Source organism: Hydrosulfovibrio ferrireducens, from assembly GCF_046883345.1.
Classification (GTDB): Bacteria; Desulfobacterota; Desulfobulbia; order Desulfobulbales; family Desulfurivibrionaceae; genus Thiovibrio; species Thiovibrio ferrireducens.
This window is the reverse complement of record NZ_JALKCW010000005.1, coordinates 27,258-43,648: the sequence shown is the minus strand read 5'-3', so window position 1 is coordinate 43,648 and position 16,391 is coordinate 27,258. Positions and strand designations below refer to the sequence as shown.

Sequence of the window (16,391 nt, the reverse complement as noted above, 5' to 3'; positions counted from 1 at the left end):
AGCGTGATCAGCGCCCAGGGCGTCCATGGCGGGGATATTCTTTCCATGGCCAAACAGTTGGGCTGTGGAGTTGGCGATCTCATCGATATGAGCAGCAACCTCACCCCGTTGGGCATGCCCACAGGACTGCGGGAAGCGCTGATTGACAAGTTGCCGGAGATCAGCTTTTTGCCGGAGAGCGGCAGCGAGACCCTGGTCAGGCTCTTTGCCCGGGAATACGGCTGCGACCCTCGACAGGTTCTGGCGGGCAACGGCACCACCGAATTTATCTATGCGGTTCCTGCCAGCGTCCGGAGCAAGCGCGCCCTGGTGGTTGCCCCAACCTATGGCGACTACCAGACGGCTGGCGACTGGGCCGGGCTTGGGGTTGAGTTCTTTTTTCTCAAACCAGAGGAGGATTTCGCCCTTGATTTCAACCGTCTTTCCGGTTGCCTGACCGGGGGCGAGCTGGTGTTTCTCTGCAATCCCAACAACCCCACCGGCAGGGTGGTATCAAGCCGGGAGTTGTTCGATTTCATCCTTGCCCATCCTGCCACGGAATTTCTCATCGATGAATCCTATCTGCCTTTTGTGGATGAGCCAACCCTTGCCGGGTTCCCTCTGCCTGCCAACCTGTTGCTGCTCTGCTCCTCCTCGAAGATTTACGGCATCCCCGGACTGCGCCTCGGCTTTCTTGTGGCCAGCGAGGAGAAGATGGCCCGCTTTGCCGCACACCGCAAGCCCTGGGGCGTGAACCGCATGGCCCAGGTGGCAGGGGAGTATCTGCTGGAGCATGGTGACGGGTATGTCCGGTCGGTGCGCGACTTTCTTGCCCGGACCCGGCCGGGTTTTGTCGCCGGGCTCGCGGCTCTGCCCGGGGTGCGGGTAATCCCCGGCTCGGCGAATTTCATCCTCTGCCAATTGACCGGCTCGCTGACCGCAGCCCAATTGCGGGAGGGCATGCTCGCCCAGCGCATCATGATCCGGGATTGCCGCAACTTCACCGGGCTGGATGATCACTATTTCCGGGTCTCGCTGCAAGAGCCCGGTCGCAACGAACGGTGTCTCGCCGCGCTTGCCGGGATCCTCGGAGAAAACCCATGAGAATAGCGATCATCTCCGATACCCACGACCACATCCTCAACCTGCGGGCTGCGGTGAAATACTGCAATGCCTACAGCGTGAGCATGATCATCCATTGCGGCGATCTGATCTCTCCGTTCATGCTCGACGAGCTTGCCCGCTTCAGCGGGGCGGTGCATCTGATCTACGGCAACAACATCGGCGACCAGCATGTCATCTCCCAGTCATGCGGGCTGCGCTTTCCCACGATCAGCCACCACGGCATCCTGGGCGCGGTGGAAGCCGGGGGGCTTAAACTTGCCTTTACCCATTATCCGCAGATGGCCCGCGGCATCGCCTGCCAGGGCATGTTCGACGTGGTGTGCTGCGGGCATAACCACCGCTATCAGGTGGAAAAGGTCGGCGAGTGTCTGCTGGTCAATCCCGGCGAGCTGCTGGGCAAGGACGGGCAGCCCGGGTTCTGTATCCTGCAGTGCGAAACAAAAGAGGTGGAGCGGGTAGAGATCGGCTCCGCCATTGCTAATGATTGAAGTCTTTATGAGAACAACAACTTTCAGGTGAGTGTGACGACAATGACCGATAATGATAAAAGCTTTGCCGAGATGTTTCAGGAAACCGCAGCCACCACCAAGGAACGGTTGCGGCCGGGCCAGAAGATCGAGGCCACCGTGGTGCGCATTGCCAGGGAATGGATCTTTCTTGATCTGGGCGCCAAGAGCGAAGGGGCGGTGGCCAAAAACGAATTCACCGATGCAGAGGGCAACCTGACTGTGGCCGAAGGCGACCGGGTGCAGGTTTATTTTCTGTCCGAGAAGAACAACGAGCGTTTGTTCACCGCCAAGGTGAGCGGCGGCGCGGTGGCCGGTCACCTCGACGAGGCGTGCCAAAACGGCATTCCAGTGGAGGGCACCGTGACGGGCGAGACCAAGGGAGGCTTTGAGGTGCGCTTTTCCGGCAGCGTCCGGGCCTTTTGCCCTTTTTCCCAGATGGAGATGCGCCGGATCGAAAACGCCGAAGAATACATCGGCAAGAAATTTGCCTTCCGGATCACCAAATTCGGCGAGCACGGCAAGAACATCGTGGTTTCCCGCCGGGCTCTGCTCGAGGAGGAGCGGGCCCAGCAGAAGGAGGGGCTGCAAGAATCCCTGGCCGTCGGCCAGACGGTCAAGGGGGTCATCACCTCCATCCGCGATTTCGGCGCCTTTGTCGATATCGGCGGCATCGAGGGATTGATCCCGGTTTCCGAGATCGCCTGGGGACGGATCGAGGATATCCATGAGCGGTTGGCCGTGGGTCAGGAAGTCTCTGTCACCGTGCTCAAGCTCGATTGGGACCAGGACCGCTACTCTTTCAGCCTCAAGGATTCCCTGCCCAACCCGTGGGAGGAGATCGGCGGGATGTTCCCCGAGGGCAGCGTCGTCACCGGCAAGGTTGTTCGTCTCACGGAATTCGGCGCCTTTGTTTCGCTTGCCCCGGGCATCGACGGCCTGGTGCATATCTCCAAACTGGGAGCGGGACGGCGCATCAGTCATCCGCGCGAGGTCGTGCAGGTGGGGGATGCCCTTGAGGTGAAGATCGACAGTGTGGATTCTGAGAAAAAACGGTTGTCCCTTTCCTTGCCCCTGCCTGCCAAGGCTGAGGGGGGTGAGGCTGCCAAGGCAGGGGGCAAAAAAGACAAAGGCGCGGGTGAGGGCGAAAACCGGGATGATTTTCGTCAGTACATCGCGGAAAAGAAGAAGGATGCCAAACCCATGGGCACCTTTGCCGATCTGTTCGGCAAAGGGAAGGGGCAGGGGAAATAACCCGGGGGTGCGGTCTGTGTGCTCTATTTCTCCCGGACCGGGAGAGTTGACCTTAGCGTCAGCAACCGTCGTTAGGATCCTGGCTGTTTGCAGCCCAGCGGTACAGGTAGTCGTTGAGTTTCAGTTGCTGTTCCAGGGTAATGCCATCCCAGGCGCCTTGTTTGGCGCATTTCGGCGAGCGGGTTTCAAAGATCCGGTTCCAGCCCGTCGAGTTTTTTGATTCCACCCAGAGAAAGGGGGCGCCTGTATCGTTGTTGCGGGTGTGGCAACTCTTGCAGACATCCTTGAAGAGCTTGCCGCCCTCGCCCCAGGGGCGGCTTTCCCATTCCAGCGGCCCGTCGTTGAGAACCCGGCAGGTCTGGGTGGTGGCGTCGTAGCGGGTTTTGGGAGCAGCGGCCGCCTGGTTGCTCAAGGCGGGAATAAGGAGCAGGGCGGCGAAAAAAAGTGCGAAGTGCTTCATGGATGTCCTCCTGTTTTTTCTGTACCGAACGATACAATATAAAGTACCATATAAGTCATGTTTTATAGTGTCAATTGTTTTTCTTGATCGATTGGTAAAGAAATTATTGGTAGGGGGAATCCGTGGCGCGGTCAAAGGGGTTTGATGAAAACCAGGCGCTGGAGGCGGCATTGCGTCTTTTTTGGGAAAAGGGCTATGCCGCAACATCGCTGCAAGACCTGGAAAAGGGAATGGGCTTGAACCGGGCCAGCATCTACAACGCCTTTGGCAACAAGCGCAGCCTGTTCAAAAGATGTTTGGCCCGCTATGTGAGTCGGGTGGAGGCTAAGCTTGGCAGTATTACCGGGGCGGCGGCGTCAGCGCGGGAAGCGATTAAGAATTGGCTGGCCTTTGTTATTGATTTTCACTTCAGCCCGGAAACGCCCGGCGGATGTCTGGTGATCCTTTCCGCGCTCGAGCGCTATCAGCATGACCGGGAAACCAAGGACATGGTGGCGGCATTGTTTCGCCACGAGCGGGAAGTGATGGTGCGGGTTCTTGAACAAGGGGTGGAGCGGGGAGAATTTCCTGCGGGATTTGATTGTGCCGGAGCGGCCTGGGCGATCACCGCGGCCACGTCGGGGATGGTTGTGCTGGCCATGGCGGACGCTCCGGTGAGTGCGCTGCAGGAGGTTTCCATGTCGACTTTGCGGCTGCTCGACGGGAAGTGAGCCGGATTATCCGGGCGCTTCCAAAACCTTGCGCACCGTTTGGGCCAGTTCCCGCCCCGAGACCGGGTTCGTCAGGACAAAGGCTTCCAGGGCGTGTGCAAAAAGGGGCAGAGCCTTGGCGCTGCCGCCGCAAGCGGTGAGCTGGTACTGGTAGCCAGGATTTTGCAGGATCAGCGGCGGCCCTGCCGCTGGCGGACGACCTCAAAAAGAATGACCCCGGCGGCAACGGAAGCGTTGAGGGAGTTGAGACTGCCGGCCATGGGGATGGAGACCAGCTCGTCGCATTGCTCGCGAACCAGGGGGCGCATGCCCTTGTCCTCGCCGCCTATCACCAGGCAGACGGGGCCTGCGAAGGAGGTCCCGTACACGGTGTTTTTTGCCTCGCCTGCCGCTCCGTACACCCAAAACCCTTTTTCCTTAATGGCCTGCAGGCTGGTAACCAGGTTGGTGACCAGGCAGAGCTTGAGATGGGCCATGGCTCCGGCTGCCGCCTTGGCGGCGGTGGCGTTGAGCGGGGCCGACCGGTCCTTGGGCAGGATGATGCCGGTTGCCCCGGCTGCCGCGGCGCTGCGGATGATGGCCCCCAGATTGTGCGGGTCCTGGATGGAGTCCAGCGCCACGATGAGGGGCTGTTCCTCTTCCTTGGCCTTCTTGAGCAGTTCATGCAGACTGCAGGTGGACACCGGCGCTGTTTTCGCCAGCACCCCCTGATGGGTTTTGTCCGGAGAGCTGGGGAAGCGCTGGCCGGGTAAAAAGCGGATTTTGACCCCCTGCTCTTGGGCCAGGGCGATGATCTCCTGGAGCTTGGCTCCGCCCTTGCCTTGCTGGATCACCACCTCCCGCACCTTTTTCGGCTGCAGCCGCAGCAGTTCGAGGATGGGATGGATGCCCCAGAGGATGTCGTCAGTGTCCGGCGGGTTGCTCATGGCTGAAAGGCTCAAGGTGAAAGGTTAAAGGCGCAAGGCCTCGCAGATAAACGTGTGAGATTCCGATCCCGTATTTCTGGAAGATGGGTCAACACTGAAACCCGGCTTTCGCCGGGTGAGCGCAGGTCCGACCTTTAGCCTTGCGCCTTGAACCTTTCACCTTGCGCCTTTAACCTTCTCCCAATCAATGGGGTGGCCATCCGGGGTGCGGCGCCCTTTGCAGCGTTCGGCGATAACCACGGCGCGCAGGGTATCCACCGCCTCATCCAGTTGGTCGTTGACCACCAGATAGTCGTAACGTTCTGCATCCGTCATCTCCAGCCGGGCGTTGCGCAGGCGCAACTGCACGGTTTCCTCGGGATCGGTGCCCCGGCCCCGCAACCGTCGTTCCAGCTCCGCCCAAGAGGGCGGGGCGATGAAGAGGAATACGGCGCCAGGGTGCCCGCAATCACGGAGCTGCCGGGCTCCCTGGACATCGATGTCGAGAAACACGTCGATCCCCTTGGCTTGCTGGGCCTCGATGGCCGCCCGGCTGGTGCCGTAGAGATTGCCATGCACCTCGGCCCATTCGAGAAAGGCTTGATCTGCGCGCATCCCTTCAAAGGTCGCCCGATCGACAAAGTGGTACTCCCGGCCGTTGCTCTCTCCGGGGCGCGGGGCGCGGGTGGTGTGCGACACGGAAAAGGCGAGGTTGTCCACCTCGGCCAGCAATTTTTTGAGGATGGTGGACTTGCCCGCACCGGAGGGCGCGGAGATGACAAACAGATTGCCTCGGCTCATTTGTCCGCCTTTTCCGGCTGCTCGTCATCGCGCCGGTCGAGGGAGGCCATGAAGCGCAAGGTGATGGTTTCCGGCTGCACCGAAGAGAGGACCACGTGGTTGCTGTCCAGGATGATGATGGAGCGGGTCCGCCTCCCTTCGGTCACATCGATGAGCCGCCGCTGTTCCTTGGCCTCTTCCCGCAGTTTTTTCATGGGGGAGGACTTCGGGTTCACCACCGCCAGCACCCTGCCGGCAAGCACGGCGTTGCCGAAGCCCACGTTGATCATTCTTTGGTCCATGGTCTTCCCTTATTCGATGTTCTGAATCTGTTCGCGGAGTTTTTCCACCTCGGTTTTCAATTCCACGGTGAGATGGGCGGTGGGTGCGTCGCTGATCTTCGAGGCCAGGGTGTTGATCTCCCGCAGGAATTCCTGGAGGAGAAAATCAAGCCTGCGGCCCACGGGCTCATCCGCCTCAAGAAAGCCGGAAAACTGGCTGATGTGGCTTCTCAGGCGAACCACCTCCTCGGTGACATCCGCCTTGTCGGCCATGATCGCCACCTCCTGGGCCAAGCGGAGGGGGTCAAGGTCAACCCCTTGCAGGAGAATGGCCAACCGTTCCTTCAGTTTCTCGGTCCGCCGCTGGACAATACCGGGGATATCTTGGGCAATTCCCTCCACGGTCTTGGCAAACTCCTGCAACCGCTGGTGCAGTTCGTTCTTGAGCGCCTCGCCTTCCTGTTCCCGCATACCTTGCGCCATGGTCAGCGCCTGGGTAAGGGCCCCGGAGACCTGCGGCCAGACGGCCTCGAGGTCTTCCTCCTCCTCATGGGCAACGATGATCTCCTTGTAGCTGTGGATCATGGCCAGGGTTGGGGGATCACTCAAGGAGAGATCCTCACGGATCGCCTCCAGGCATTGGTGATAATTGCGGGCCAGGGGCAGATTGGCGGCCAAGCGGATATTGTCGCCCGCCTCCGCGCCGGGGTTGACGTAGACATCCACATGACCCCGGCTGTAGTAAGCGGAGATCTCTTTTTTGATCCGATCTTCCAGGCCGAGATACTTGCGGGGAATTTTGATGCTCAAGTCCAGGAACTTGTGGTTCACCGAGCGGACCTCCACGGTCCAGCTCTTGGCCCCGGCTGCTTCACCCCGGCCATAACCAGTCATGCTCAACGGTCTTTTCATCCGATGGCCTCAAGAAGTTCGGCGGTGGAGGCCGTGGCCGTGCCCACCTTGCCCACCACGATGCCTGCGGCGAAATTGGCGATGGTGGCGGCATCGGCAGCGGATAGGCCCACGGCCAAGCCCAGGGCCAGGGTGGCGATCACCGTGTCGCCTGCGCCGGTGACATCGTACACCTCCTTGGCCATGGTGGGGATGGTGAAGAGGGGGCGTCCCTTTTCGTACAGGGCCATGCCCGCCTCGCCCCGGGTGATGAGAACCGCGTCGCTGGCCAGCTTTTTCTGCAGGAGATGGGCCGCGGTCTGCAGGTCCGTCTCGGTTTTGATGGCCATGTCGGCCATGCGCTCGGCCTCGTGCAGGTTGGGGGTGATGATGGTGGCGCCGCGAAAGCGTTCCGGATGCTGGGGCTTGGGGTCGATGATCAGCGGGATGCTTCGTTTTTTGAGCCGGCTCCGCAGGTGGTCCATCAGGGGCAGGTTGATCATCCCCTTATTGTAGTCCGAAACAATCACCGCATCAAAGCTCTCCAGGTTGTCGTCGATGAAACGGCAGATCTCCGCCAGCCGCTCCGGGCTGGGTTCCCCGGTTTTTTCCCGGTCAAAGCGGACCACCTGCTGGTGCTGGGCCACGATTCGGGTCTTGAGGGTGGTGGGGCGGTTTGCGGTGCGGACGATGCCCGCGGCAGGCGAGCCGATGTCCGCCAGCAGACTCAAAAGATGGTCGCCCATGGCGTCGTTGCCGATCAACCCGCAGAGGGAGGCGCGGCTGTTCTGGGCGTAGATGTTGTGCAGGACGTTGGCCGCCCCGCCCAGCAGCAGGTTTTCGTGGGTGACATCCACCACCGGCACCGGCGCTTCCGGGGAGATCCGGGAAACAGAGCCCCAGATGAAATGGTCGACGATGATGTCGCCGAGCACCAGGATATTGGCGGAGCTGAATGTGCCGACAGCGGCGCGGAGTTGTTTTTTCTTTGTGCTGGACAGAGTCACGGACCGGCTCCCGGGGTCAGGTTGCAGAATGGGCACGGCTGGGGCAATAGGGTGCAACCAGCCGGAAGGATACAAGAAACGCAATTATAGACCGCTTGGGGATGTTGGGCAAGGAAAGAATGTCCCGGAACGCGCTTGTCGGTGATTGAAAAAAAAGGCCCTGCCGGGGGGATGGTCCCGGCAGGGCCTTGCACAGCAAAAACAGCCCCGGCGAAGCGGCTGTTTCTTAAGGAGCAGTGGAATTAGTCCGTGATCTCACATTTGCCCTGCTCGCATTCCACGTCGGCGATCAGAACACGGCTTTTGAGCCCAGCCTTGTCCAGAGCGGCTTTGGCCATTTCCGCCCGGGCTCCGGTGGAGCAATGGATCAGCATCTCCTTGCCCTTGGGCAATTCGCCGACCCGTTTTTCGATTTCGTCCAAGGGGATGTGCTTGGAGTTCTTGAGTACCCCGTCCTTCACCTCATCCGTGGTGCGGACATCCAGAATGAGCTGATTGGCGCCGTCATCCATGGCTTTTTTGAACTCAGCCAGGCCAACCTCGTTCTTGCCCAGTTTCCGGACCCAGGAGATGGAGGCAGGGGTGGGGCCGGTGGCCAGCTTGTTGCCCTTGTCCGTCCAGGATTTAACCCCGCCCGGCCAGATGGAGCCGGTTTTGACGCCCCATTTTTTCATCAGGTTATAGCCCTGCTGCGCCTCGACAAAGGAGTCGGCATAGACCACGACAGGGGCTTTGATCGGAATATCGTCCTCTTTTGCGGCCAGAGAGGCCAGGGGGATGTTGTGCGCTTTGGGGATATGGCCCGCTTCGTATTCTTCCTTGGAGCGCAGATCCACCAAGACTATGTTGCCTGTTTGGACAAATTTTTCCGAGGCGGTGACGCTCTTGCCGGCTTTTTTCCAGCCGGGGATGCCTGCAAGCATGACGCGTACATCGGTGTGACCCATTTTTTTCGCCAGACCGGCGGATTTAGGGCTCATGCCTCACGTGAAGCCCCCGCAATAGAAGATCAGGGTGGTCTTCTTCAGGCGGGCGTCGGCGGGCAGGTAGGCGTCGCCGGTCTCAGCGTGCACCGTGTCGGGAAGCGAGATGGCGGTGGGGATGTGCCCCTCGTGGTAGCGGGCGGCAGGCCGGGAATCGACCAGCACATACTTGCCCTCTTCCGGCCCCATGGCAATGAGCTTGGCAAGTTCATCGACCTTCATCTCCGTTACCCCCGCCGGGAGAGCGGCGAGCTTTGGCTCCACGGAGGTGGCGAAGCGGTCCGCCCCGCGTAGTTCAAACTTGACGATTGCGGCCTCGCCTTCAACCGCGTGATCCATCCCCTTGGTTTTGTCGTCGAATTTGAGGAATTCGTTTTTGCCCTTCACCTCGATGGAGATGGTTTTGGCCTTGTTGGATTTGCCGGTGATCTTGCCGGTAAAGGCGTTGGCATCCTGGGCTGCCGCCTGCGGGGCTGGGTCCGCCGCAAAGGCCGGCGAGCCGGAAAGGCTCGGGCCGCCTGCGAGAAGCCCGGTAATGAGCAGGAATGGAATCCATCTGCGTAACGGTTTGTTGTGCATAATCGTTCTCCTTGAAAAAATGATGATTATCCGGGTTGGTTCGTGGGGCATTCGGTCCTGGTTATCTCTGGTTTCCTCCCTGGTTGGTGTCCGTCTTGTTGTTTCAGCCGGTCCAGAGCCTGATGCACGCTCCGGAGCAGGGTTGCCGGTTCGAATGGCTTGGTGATGCAGGCCAGGCAGCCGTGTTTTGTTAAGGCATCGCCCGTTGTGTCGCGGATATCTTCCGCCAGGACGAGATAGGGTATGGCAAGACTGCTTCCGGACAGGGCATGCATGAAGGTGGCGCATGCCTCCGGCGAGGCCGAATCGAGATCAACGATCAGCAAATCAACGGGGTCCGGGGTGTTGGCCAAGGTCTTGAGCAACGCAACGGCTTCCTCCGTGTTTTCCGCAAGGCTGACGCGGTAGTCCGCCTGTTTGAGCATGAGGCCGAGGCTGTGCTGCAGATTGGGCCTGTTTTCCGTGAGAAGGATGTGTTGTGTGGCCATGCGTTCCACAGTGTAAAATTGTTTTGCTCAAAAAAGGGACTGGCCATGCTCTATGCTGAAAGAAGCAATATGGGTGCCAGAGGTGGTGTTTTCGTGGTATCTATTTGGAATTATAATGAATACTGTTTTCGGCGGGCAGGGAATTTGGGGCAATGGGGTGCAAGGAGATTTGCGCGGGAGAACTGAGTGCAGAGTGCTTCGTGCTGGGAGCTGAGTGTTGACGGCCGCCTTCCCTCACTCACCCCGGTCCGCTTGTTTGAGCCGCCAGTTGAGGGCCTGACGGGTAATGCCGAGCATCTCCGCGGCAATGGCCTGATTGCCGTTGGCCCGGTTCAGCGCCTCCAGCACCAGGAGATAGCTCGCCTCCTTGATGGAGGGAAGCTGCGGGAGATCGGCAAACGGGGTCCGGGTTTCCGGGTGGTTTCTGACCTCTTCTTCCAGATTGGGCCTTCTGAGCCGGAGGTACTCCTTGAAGGAATCCATGGACAGGGTGCGATTCTTGTGGGTGCTCATGGCGTCAAAGACCATGTTCTGGAGTTCCCGGATATTGCCGGGGAAATCATAGGTGCCCAGCAGGGAGATCAGTTCTTTGGGAAAGCTCGGTTTTTTCTTGTTGAGCCGGGCCGCCCCCTCCTCGAAGAAATGATCGACCAGCAGGGGCAGGTCGTCGAGCCTTTCCCTTAAGGGAGGGATGTGGATGCGGTGGGCATGGAGCCGGTAGTAGAGATCCTTGCGGAAACCGCCGTGTTCCTGCATCTCCTGGAGGTTCTGGTGGGTGGCGAAGATCATCCGGCAATCGGTGCGTTTGGGGATGTCCGAACCCAGGGGCAAAAACTCCCGCTCCTGGAGGAGGCGGAGCAGCTTGGTCTGCGAAAGCTGGGAAAGGTCGCCGATTTCATCCAAAAACAGGGTGCCCCCCGCGGCCTGCTCGATGAGCCCCCGCCGGGTCTGGTCCGCCCCGGTGAAGGCCCCTTTCTTGTGGCCGAACAGCGTGTCGGAGAACATGGTGTCGTCGAGGCCCGCCACATTGACCGGGACAAACTCGCCCTTGCGGTTGCTCAGCACATGCAGGGCCTGGGCGATAAGCTCCTTGCCCACCCCGGTTTCGCCGGAGATCAGCACCGGTTCGCTGGTGTCGGCAATGGATTCCATGTACTGGAAGATGGAGCGCATGCCCTTGTTGTGGGTGGTGATCCGGCTGAAGGCCTCGGGGCGGTCCAGCTTGTCCTTGAGGAAATGCTCCTTGAGCAGGTCGTTTTCCAGGCGCAACCGGCTCAGGTCAACGGCCCGCTGCACCCCGGCGATGAGGCGGGTCTCCTCGCTGACCTTGGTGTAGTAGTCAAAGGCCCCGAGTTTCATGCATTGCACCGCGGTGTCCACCAGATCAAGACCGGTGATGATGATCACCGGGATCTGCGGATGTTCGCGCACGATCTGCGGCAGCAATTCTTCTCCCGAGAGGTGGGGCATGGTGAGATCCAGAACGATCACCCCGATATCCTCGGCGGCCAGGGTTTCCATGACCTTGCGGCTGTCGGCGCAGCAGCGGATATTGCTGAGTCCCACGGAGCGCAGGGTCAGGCTGAAGCTGTGCAGCCAGGCCTCTTCATCGTCAACCAGCAGAATGGGCCGAAACGGGGAAAGCTGTTTATCCATGGGAAAAAATCCTCCTGAAAATTCCTGCCAAGCTAAAGGGCAGGGCGCGCCGTTTACCCTACCCGGCTTGCGCCATTTTGTCACCCGGCTTTGGGAGAGAGGGCCGATGCTTTTTCCCGCCAGGCCGGAAAGGAGATCGTCGCGGTGGTGCCTGCTTCCGGGCTTGAGGCAAAGCGCAGTCTGCCCTGGTGTTCCTTGATGATCCCGGCGGAAACCGAGAGGCCGAGGCCGGTGCCGCCGTATGACCGCTTGGTGGTGAAGAAGGGGTCGGTGATCTGATTGATGATCTCTTGGGCGATGCCGGTGCCCTGATCGTGGACGCGCACCTCCACTTCGTCGTTGTCCGCGTCATAGCGGGAGGCGATGGCTATGGCCGCCTCCGGATTGGTCAGGGCCTCGCAACTGTTCTGGATCAGGTTGATCAGCACCTGCTCCAGCCGCTGCCTGTTGCCCCGGATGGGCGGCAGGTTGGGGGCCAGATCGGTGCTGAAATTCCGGGTGGCGTTTTTGATTTTGTTGTGGTTGAGGCGCACCGCCGCTTTGGCGATCTCGTTGATCTCCACCGGTTCCATGTGGCGGCTGGTGTCCTGCCGGGCATAATCCTTGAGATCATGGACAATATTTTTGATCCGCCGGGCGCTTTCCTCCAGTTCGAGGAAAAGGCGGGGGATCTGCTCGCACATCTCGCTGTATTGCAGCCCGGCAATGAGAAAATCGCCGTGTTCGCGGTAGTATGCCTCAAGAATCGGCTTGGCGCTTTCCCAGGCCTTGAAGAGCATGGAGGTGTTCAGCATGGCGATGCTGTTGGGGTTGTTGATCTCATGGGCCACCCCGGAGATGAGCACCCCCAGCGAGATCATCTTGTCCGCCTGGACCAACTGCTGCTGCTGGAGCCTGGTTTCGTCCTCGGCCCGCCTGCGTTCGGTGATGTCCCGGATGATCCAGATGGAGTTCCACTTATCCTTGATCCGGGCCTCGGAAAGCGAAAGTTCGATGGGCAGTTCCGAACCGTCCTTGCGTCTGGTGATCAGCTCGATGGTTTCGCGGATGGGTCCGTCGCTCATCGGCTTTTCCGCAACCGCGTCCCGTTGGCCGGATTCGGAAAGACGCGGGGAGATCAGGGTGTGGATCGGCTTGCCCAGGGCCTCGGCCGCGGAAAAGCCGAAGATCTCGGCGGCGGCCTCGTTCCAGTAGGAAATATTGCCGTGGTGGTCCATCATGGCGATGGCGTCCTGGGCAGAGGCGGTGAGGTTTCTGAACTTGTCCTCGCTCTGGCGCAGGTCGGCTTCCGCCTCCTGCTGCCGGGTACGGGTGATCGCATAGCGGCTGGCCAGGGTGGTGAGCTCCTCGGCCAGATTGACCACCTCGCGAGGGCCGGTCCAGTTGAATTGCACGTTTTCCTGCCCCTTGTTCAGGATGGAGTCCAGGCCGGTGAGGATGGCGTCCTTGATCCGGTCGATTTTTTTGGCGATGGCGTTGGCAATGAGCGAAACGATCACCGCGATGGTGATTACGATCCCGACGATGTTATAAATCAGGGAAAGCTTCCATTCCCTGGCCGCGCTGCGATCCACCGGCGTGCCCAGCCACAGGGCCGGGGGGAGATGGTCGTTGAAAATGAGCGGCAGCCAGACAAGGCTTTGGCCGGAGCCGTTCTCCCAGACAAAGGGGCGGTTCTCCGCAAGATGGGAGGCAAGATCGGGGAAAAGGGCAAGGAGGTCGGCGCCGGGTGTGACCGGGTGCATCGGCTCCAGATCGGGAAAGGTGGCCGGAACATGGACAATGATGCCCGCGGGCGTTACCCTGCAGGCATCGACATGGGCATCGAGGAACAGATCCGGGGCAAGGTCCAGGATGAGCACCCCGGCCGCGCCGTCCTCCGCTCCGGGAATCGGGGTCGCAAGACTCAGACGGGTGGCGGCGGGATCGGCCTGATCCCCGGTCAGGAGCGTGTCGACCTCGGATGTTTTGAGCGCCAGCCCTTTCTGGAGGAGCTGGGATTGTGCTTCGGGCTGTGCCGCTTCGGTGAGGGCGGCTTCCAGGGAATCGCTGTTTCTGCGGAGGGAAATCAGTTGGTTGCCCGAGGGATCGAGCAGCCGAACGCCGAGGATCATCTTTTCCGTGTTCAACTGCCCCCGGAGCAGCTCTGCAAGCCGTTGGCGACCGGCAGGGTCCAGGGAGGAGGGGGTGAGCCCGGCGCTCAGGGGGGTGGCGGCTGCCTGGAGGAGGCTTTTTTTGATGCATTTCACCCTGGCATTGAGGGAAACAAAGCTGCTTTCGGCAGCGGCGGCGGTCCGTTTTGTCTCCACTGTTTCGTGCTGGTTGATGTGGGCGCGGAGATTGACTCCCACCAGGGTGAGGATGGGCAGGATGCCAAGGGCAAGGAGGATGATGAAGATGATGGTCCGCAGTTTCATGGGAGGCCTTGGCTCTGGTTTTTGTTGCGTAACGGGCGTTGCCCTGTTTTTCTGAGAGAAAGCGAGGCATTCTTCAACGGAGGGATAGTAGCATGAAAGACATTTTGATTGCAATCACCGGGGCGGATCTTGAGTTTGAAACGGCCCGGAACATGGCGAAAATCATCGCCCGGCAAGGGAACGCTGAAACCGATTGCCTGGCCTGGTCCGATGCCCGCCGGCAAAGCCATTCTCCGGGCTGCGTGCAGTGCGAGATCAAGGGGAAGCCGGGATGGGAGGTGTATGGCGAGAATCATGGCGGGCGGCTGAAGATCATCTTCAACGACAGGGAATATGTGTTCATCCATAGCTAGCAGGATGTTGAAAAAAGCCGTCCTGGCTTTTTTTAACCACGCTCGGCCAGAAGTGAATTCTGTTTGATCTCACGCAGGGTGTTGAAAAACGAATTTTTCAACACCCTGCTAGGGCTTATAATCCCCGTCCGGTTCCTGCCAACATTTCCCCCAGCCCCCGGCGGAAGAGGATTCGCTTCGCTTCCCAGGGCGCCTCCGCAAAGGTCATCCCTCTGCCGATCTCACGGTCTTCGAGCCGGTAGCACCAGAAGCCGTTGGCAACCCGCATGATTCGGCTGATTTCCTGCGGGAGCAGTTGGGCAAGCTCCTGATCCTGGGGATCGAGCAGGTCGAGAAAACGGGGGGCAAGCAGGCCGCCCATGGTTTTGCTGCTGTCCTGGGACATCTCTTCAGCCACCGCGGCCAGCTCTTCTCCGGCCAGCAGCCTTTGCCGGGCTTTTTCACAGAAGGCTTCCTGCTCCTGCCAGCGGGCGGGGCTGTCCATGGGGCTGGCGTAGCGGAAAATGCCGCCCAGGGTGAGGCGCTCCGGCACAGTGATCAGGCCGCTTTTTAGTTGGTTGAGGGTTTTGGGGATGCTGTGTTGCCGGGCGTGATCATACTCCTGCAAGCGCAAGGCCAGTTTGGCCTCCAGGCCCTTTTGGGGGGGAGATCCGCCCAGAGCTTTGCAGGCGATGTTTTTCAGGGCAGGCATGTTCGGGGGGAGAAGCTCGGGCGGGGCGGAGGCAAGGAGTTTTGTTTCGCCCGGCTCGGCTTTGCGGACAGGAGACAGGCGGGGAGCCCGCACCGCCTCGGCCCCGGCCAAAGCAGCATTTTTTTTCAGGAGATGCCCCAGGCTGAAGAGGGCGACCCCCTCATAGCCGTTTTCTCCGGCGATCCGCGCCTCCTTGCCGAGCTGGGCGGAGTTTTTGCCTAAAGCGCCCAGTCCGGCCCAGAGGCTGACCTGTGAGGGACGGGGGGTGGTCGCGGTAATCTCCCGGAGCTGGGCGTTCACCCGGTCGGCATCCCCGAAATAGGCCATTGGGTACAGTCTGTCCACCAGCCCCTCCGCGGCCCAGGCCTGGTATTCCTGGCCGTTTTCCAGATAGGCGGCCGCGGGCTCGGGAAAGACGGCAACGGAAAGGACTATACCGGTTGCGCCGCTGTGGTTCACAGCCTGTCGGACCTCCCGAAGAAGCTGGGTGACCTGGCCTGCGCGGAACTCGTTCCAGAAGAGCGCTGCCGTGGTAAGCACCCGGTCCGTTGGCGACAGCTTCCCTTCAAGCCAGTCGGTCACGGTTCCAGCGTTGATTCGCTCCGGCAGAAGCCTGGGGTCAACGCCATGGGATCGTTCAAATTGTTTGGCAAGCGAGTCGCTTTTCCCGTAGCCTGGGCCAGGGTAGCGGATGAAGTCAAGATGGATACCGGCCACCGGGTAGCGGGCCAGCAATTCCCGGACCACTGCGACAAACAGGGTGCGGTATTCCGTGGAAGCCGGGTCGGCATAGCTGCCTTCGATCCAGCCCAGCCGTTTTTCCCGGGCGGAATAGCCGGAAACCGGCCGTCCGGTGTTGTCGGAAAGGATCCAGGGCTGGCCGGGGTGTCCGGGGTGTTCCGGGGATTCCGGCGGGGTGTCGCCGCCCCAGAGATAAAAAACATTGAGCCAGGCATGGAGGGGCAGGGGGGCGCACTCCGTGAGCAACTGGGCCAGGGGGTCGAAATCCGTTGGGGCCTGGGCCAGATTCCCGGCCCGAGGCGCGAGGTTGCTTCGATACAGGGCGTCGGCCCGGCCCCGGACCTGCACCAGCAGGTGGTCAAGCCCTGCCTGCTTCGCCTGCGGGCAGAGGGCGGCAATCTTCGCCGGGTCGTCCAGATCGAAACGGACCACCCAGGCCGCGGTCCGCAGTCGTGGGGCGCAGGCCGAGACGAGCAGCAGCAGGGCCAGGGCTGGGAGCAAGGCGCGCAGGGAACAGGGTTGTGGTCTTGGCATCCGGGTTGACCTTTTGGCGGCGGGATGGTACTTTGCGCGATCGTTTCAGGC

17 protein-coding genes are annotated in these 16,391 nt (G+C 60.5%); 5 read left to right on the top strand and 12 right to left on the bottom strand.

Annotation, left to right across the window (positions count from 1 at the left end; genetic code table 11):
- The first annotated feature begins 3 nt into the window (after positions 1 to 3).
- Genes MWR57_RS01170 through rpsA form a run of 3 tightly spaced genes read left to right on the top strand, consistent with a single transcriptional unit; the run spans position 4 to position 2,864 of the window.
- Positions 4 to 1,083: a pyridoxal phosphate-dependent aminotransferase gene (locus tag MWR57_RS01170; protein ID WP_423122952.1), complete on the top strand. Its 1,080-nt coding sequence runs from the start codon at positions 4 to 6 to the stop codon at positions 1,081 to 1,083.
- Positions 1,080 to 1,592 carry a YfcE family phosphodiesterase gene (locus MWR57_RS01165; RefSeq protein WP_423122951.1) on the top strand — a complete coding sequence of 171 codons (513 nt, stop codon included), beginning with the start codon at positions 1,080 to 1,082 and terminating at the stop codon, positions 1,590 to 1,592. Before MWR57_RS01170 ends, MWR57_RS01165 begins: the two co-directional genes overlap by 4 nt.
- 42 nt (positions 1,593 to 1,634) lie before the next feature.
- Complete coding sequence (gene rpsA, locus MWR57_RS01160) at positions 1,635 to 2,864, top strand: 30S ribosomal protein S1 (protein WP_423122950.1); 1,230 nt, start codon at positions 1,635 to 1,637, stop codon at positions 2,862 to 2,864.
- A 58-nt stretch (positions 2,865 to 2,922) separates the two neighbouring features.
- Here rpsA and MWR57_RS01155 read toward each other — a convergent pair whose 3' ends face one another.
- Positions 2,923 to 3,324 carry a hypothetical protein gene (locus MWR57_RS01155; RefSeq protein WP_423122949.1) on the bottom strand — a complete coding sequence of 134 codons (402 nt, stop codon included), beginning with the start codon at positions 3,322 to 3,324 and terminating at the stop codon, positions 2,923 to 2,925.
- 122 nt (positions 3,325 to 3,446) lie between these two features.
- Between MWR57_RS01155 and MWR57_RS01150 the strand changes: the two genes are divergently transcribed.
- A complete protein-coding gene (locus tag MWR57_RS01150; RefSeq protein ID WP_423122948.1) occupies positions 3,447 to 4,034 on the top strand; it encodes a TetR/AcrR family transcriptional regulator in 588 nt (195 codons plus the stop codon).
- 170 nt (positions 4,035 to 4,204) lie between these two features.
- Here MWR57_RS01150 and rlmB read toward each other — a convergent pair whose 3' ends face one another.
- From rlmB to MWR57_RS01100, 10 genes are all read right to left on the bottom strand, one after another.
- Positions 4,205 to 4,960 (bottom strand): 23S rRNA (guanosine(2251)-2'-O)-methyltransferase RlmB, encoded by a 756-nt coding sequence (rlmB, locus tag MWR57_RS01145; protein WP_423122947.1) that lies wholly within the window; start codon positions 4,958 to 4,960, stop codon positions 4,205 to 4,207.
- A 156-nt stretch (positions 4,961 to 5,116) separates the two neighbouring features.
- Complete coding sequence (gmk, locus tag MWR57_RS01140) at positions 5,117 to 5,740, bottom strand: guanylate kinase (protein WP_423122946.1); 624 nt, start codon at positions 5,738 to 5,740, stop codon at positions 5,117 to 5,119.
- The gene (locus MWR57_RS01135) at positions 5,737 to 6,021 is read right to left on the bottom strand and encodes a DUF370 domain-containing protein (RefSeq protein WP_423122945.1); all 285 of its coding nucleotides are present in this window, start codon (positions 6,019 to 6,021) and stop codon (positions 5,737 to 5,739) included. The genes gmk and MWR57_RS01135 overlap by 4 nt, the downstream gene beginning before the upstream one ends.
- 9 nt (positions 6,022 to 6,030) lie before the next feature.
- A complete protein-coding gene (locus tag MWR57_RS01130) occupies positions 6,031 to 6,912 on the bottom strand; it encodes a YicC/YloC family endoribonuclease (RefSeq protein ID WP_423122944.1) in 882 nt (293 codons plus the stop codon).
- Entirely contained in the window at positions 6,909 to 7,898 is a 990-nt protein-coding gene (gene rfaE1 / locus MWR57_RS01125; RefSeq protein ID WP_423122943.1) for a D-glycero-beta-D-manno-heptose-7-phosphate kinase, read from the bottom strand. Before rfaE1 ends, MWR57_RS01130 begins: the two co-directional genes overlap by 4 nt.
- A 242-nt stretch (positions 7,899 to 8,140) precedes the next feature.
- Complete coding sequence (locus MWR57_RS01120; protein WP_423122942.1) at positions 8,141 to 8,878, bottom strand: rhodanese-like domain-containing protein; 738 nt, start codon at positions 8,876 to 8,878, stop codon at positions 8,141 to 8,143.
- 3 nt (positions 8,879 to 8,881) lie between these two features.
- Positions 8,882 to 9,460, bottom strand: a complete 579-nt coding sequence (locus tag MWR57_RS01115; protein ID WP_423122941.1) for a rhodanese-like domain-containing protein — start codon at positions 9,458 to 9,460, stop codon at positions 8,882 to 8,884.
- 26 nt (positions 9,461 to 9,486) lie between these two features.
- Positions 9,487 to 9,948 carry a response regulator gene (locus tag MWR57_RS01110; protein ID WP_423122940.1) on the bottom strand — a complete coding sequence of 154 codons (462 nt, stop codon included), beginning with the start codon at positions 9,946 to 9,948 and terminating at the stop codon, positions 9,487 to 9,489.
- Positions 9,949 to 10,182: 234 nt separating this feature from the next.
- Positions 10,183 to 11,604 (bottom strand): sigma-54-dependent transcriptional regulator, encoded by a 1,422-nt coding sequence (locus MWR57_RS01105; protein WP_423122939.1) that lies wholly within the window; start codon positions 11,602 to 11,604, stop codon positions 10,183 to 10,185.
- Between the two features lie 80 nt (positions 11,605 to 11,684).
- Entirely contained in the window at positions 11,685 to 14,021 is a 2,337-nt protein-coding gene (locus MWR57_RS01100; RefSeq protein ID WP_423122938.1) for a two-component system sensor histidine kinase NtrB, read from the bottom strand.
- Between the two features lie 92 nt (positions 14,022 to 14,113).
- On the opposite strand from MWR57_RS01100, the gene MWR57_RS01095 reads away from it, so the two are divergent.
- Complete coding sequence (locus tag MWR57_RS01095) at positions 14,114 to 14,374, top strand: AF1514 family protein (protein ID WP_423122937.1); 261 nt, start codon at positions 14,114 to 14,116, stop codon at positions 14,372 to 14,374.
- A gap of 115 nt (positions 14,375 to 14,489) precedes the next feature.
- Here MWR57_RS01095 and MWR57_RS01090 read toward each other — a convergent pair whose 3' ends face one another.
- A complete protein-coding gene (locus MWR57_RS01090) occupies positions 14,490 to 16,340 on the bottom strand; it encodes a family 10 glycosylhydrolase (protein WP_423122936.1) in 1,851 nt (616 codons plus the stop codon).
- Between the last annotated feature and the right edge of the window lie 51 nt (positions 16,341 to 16,391).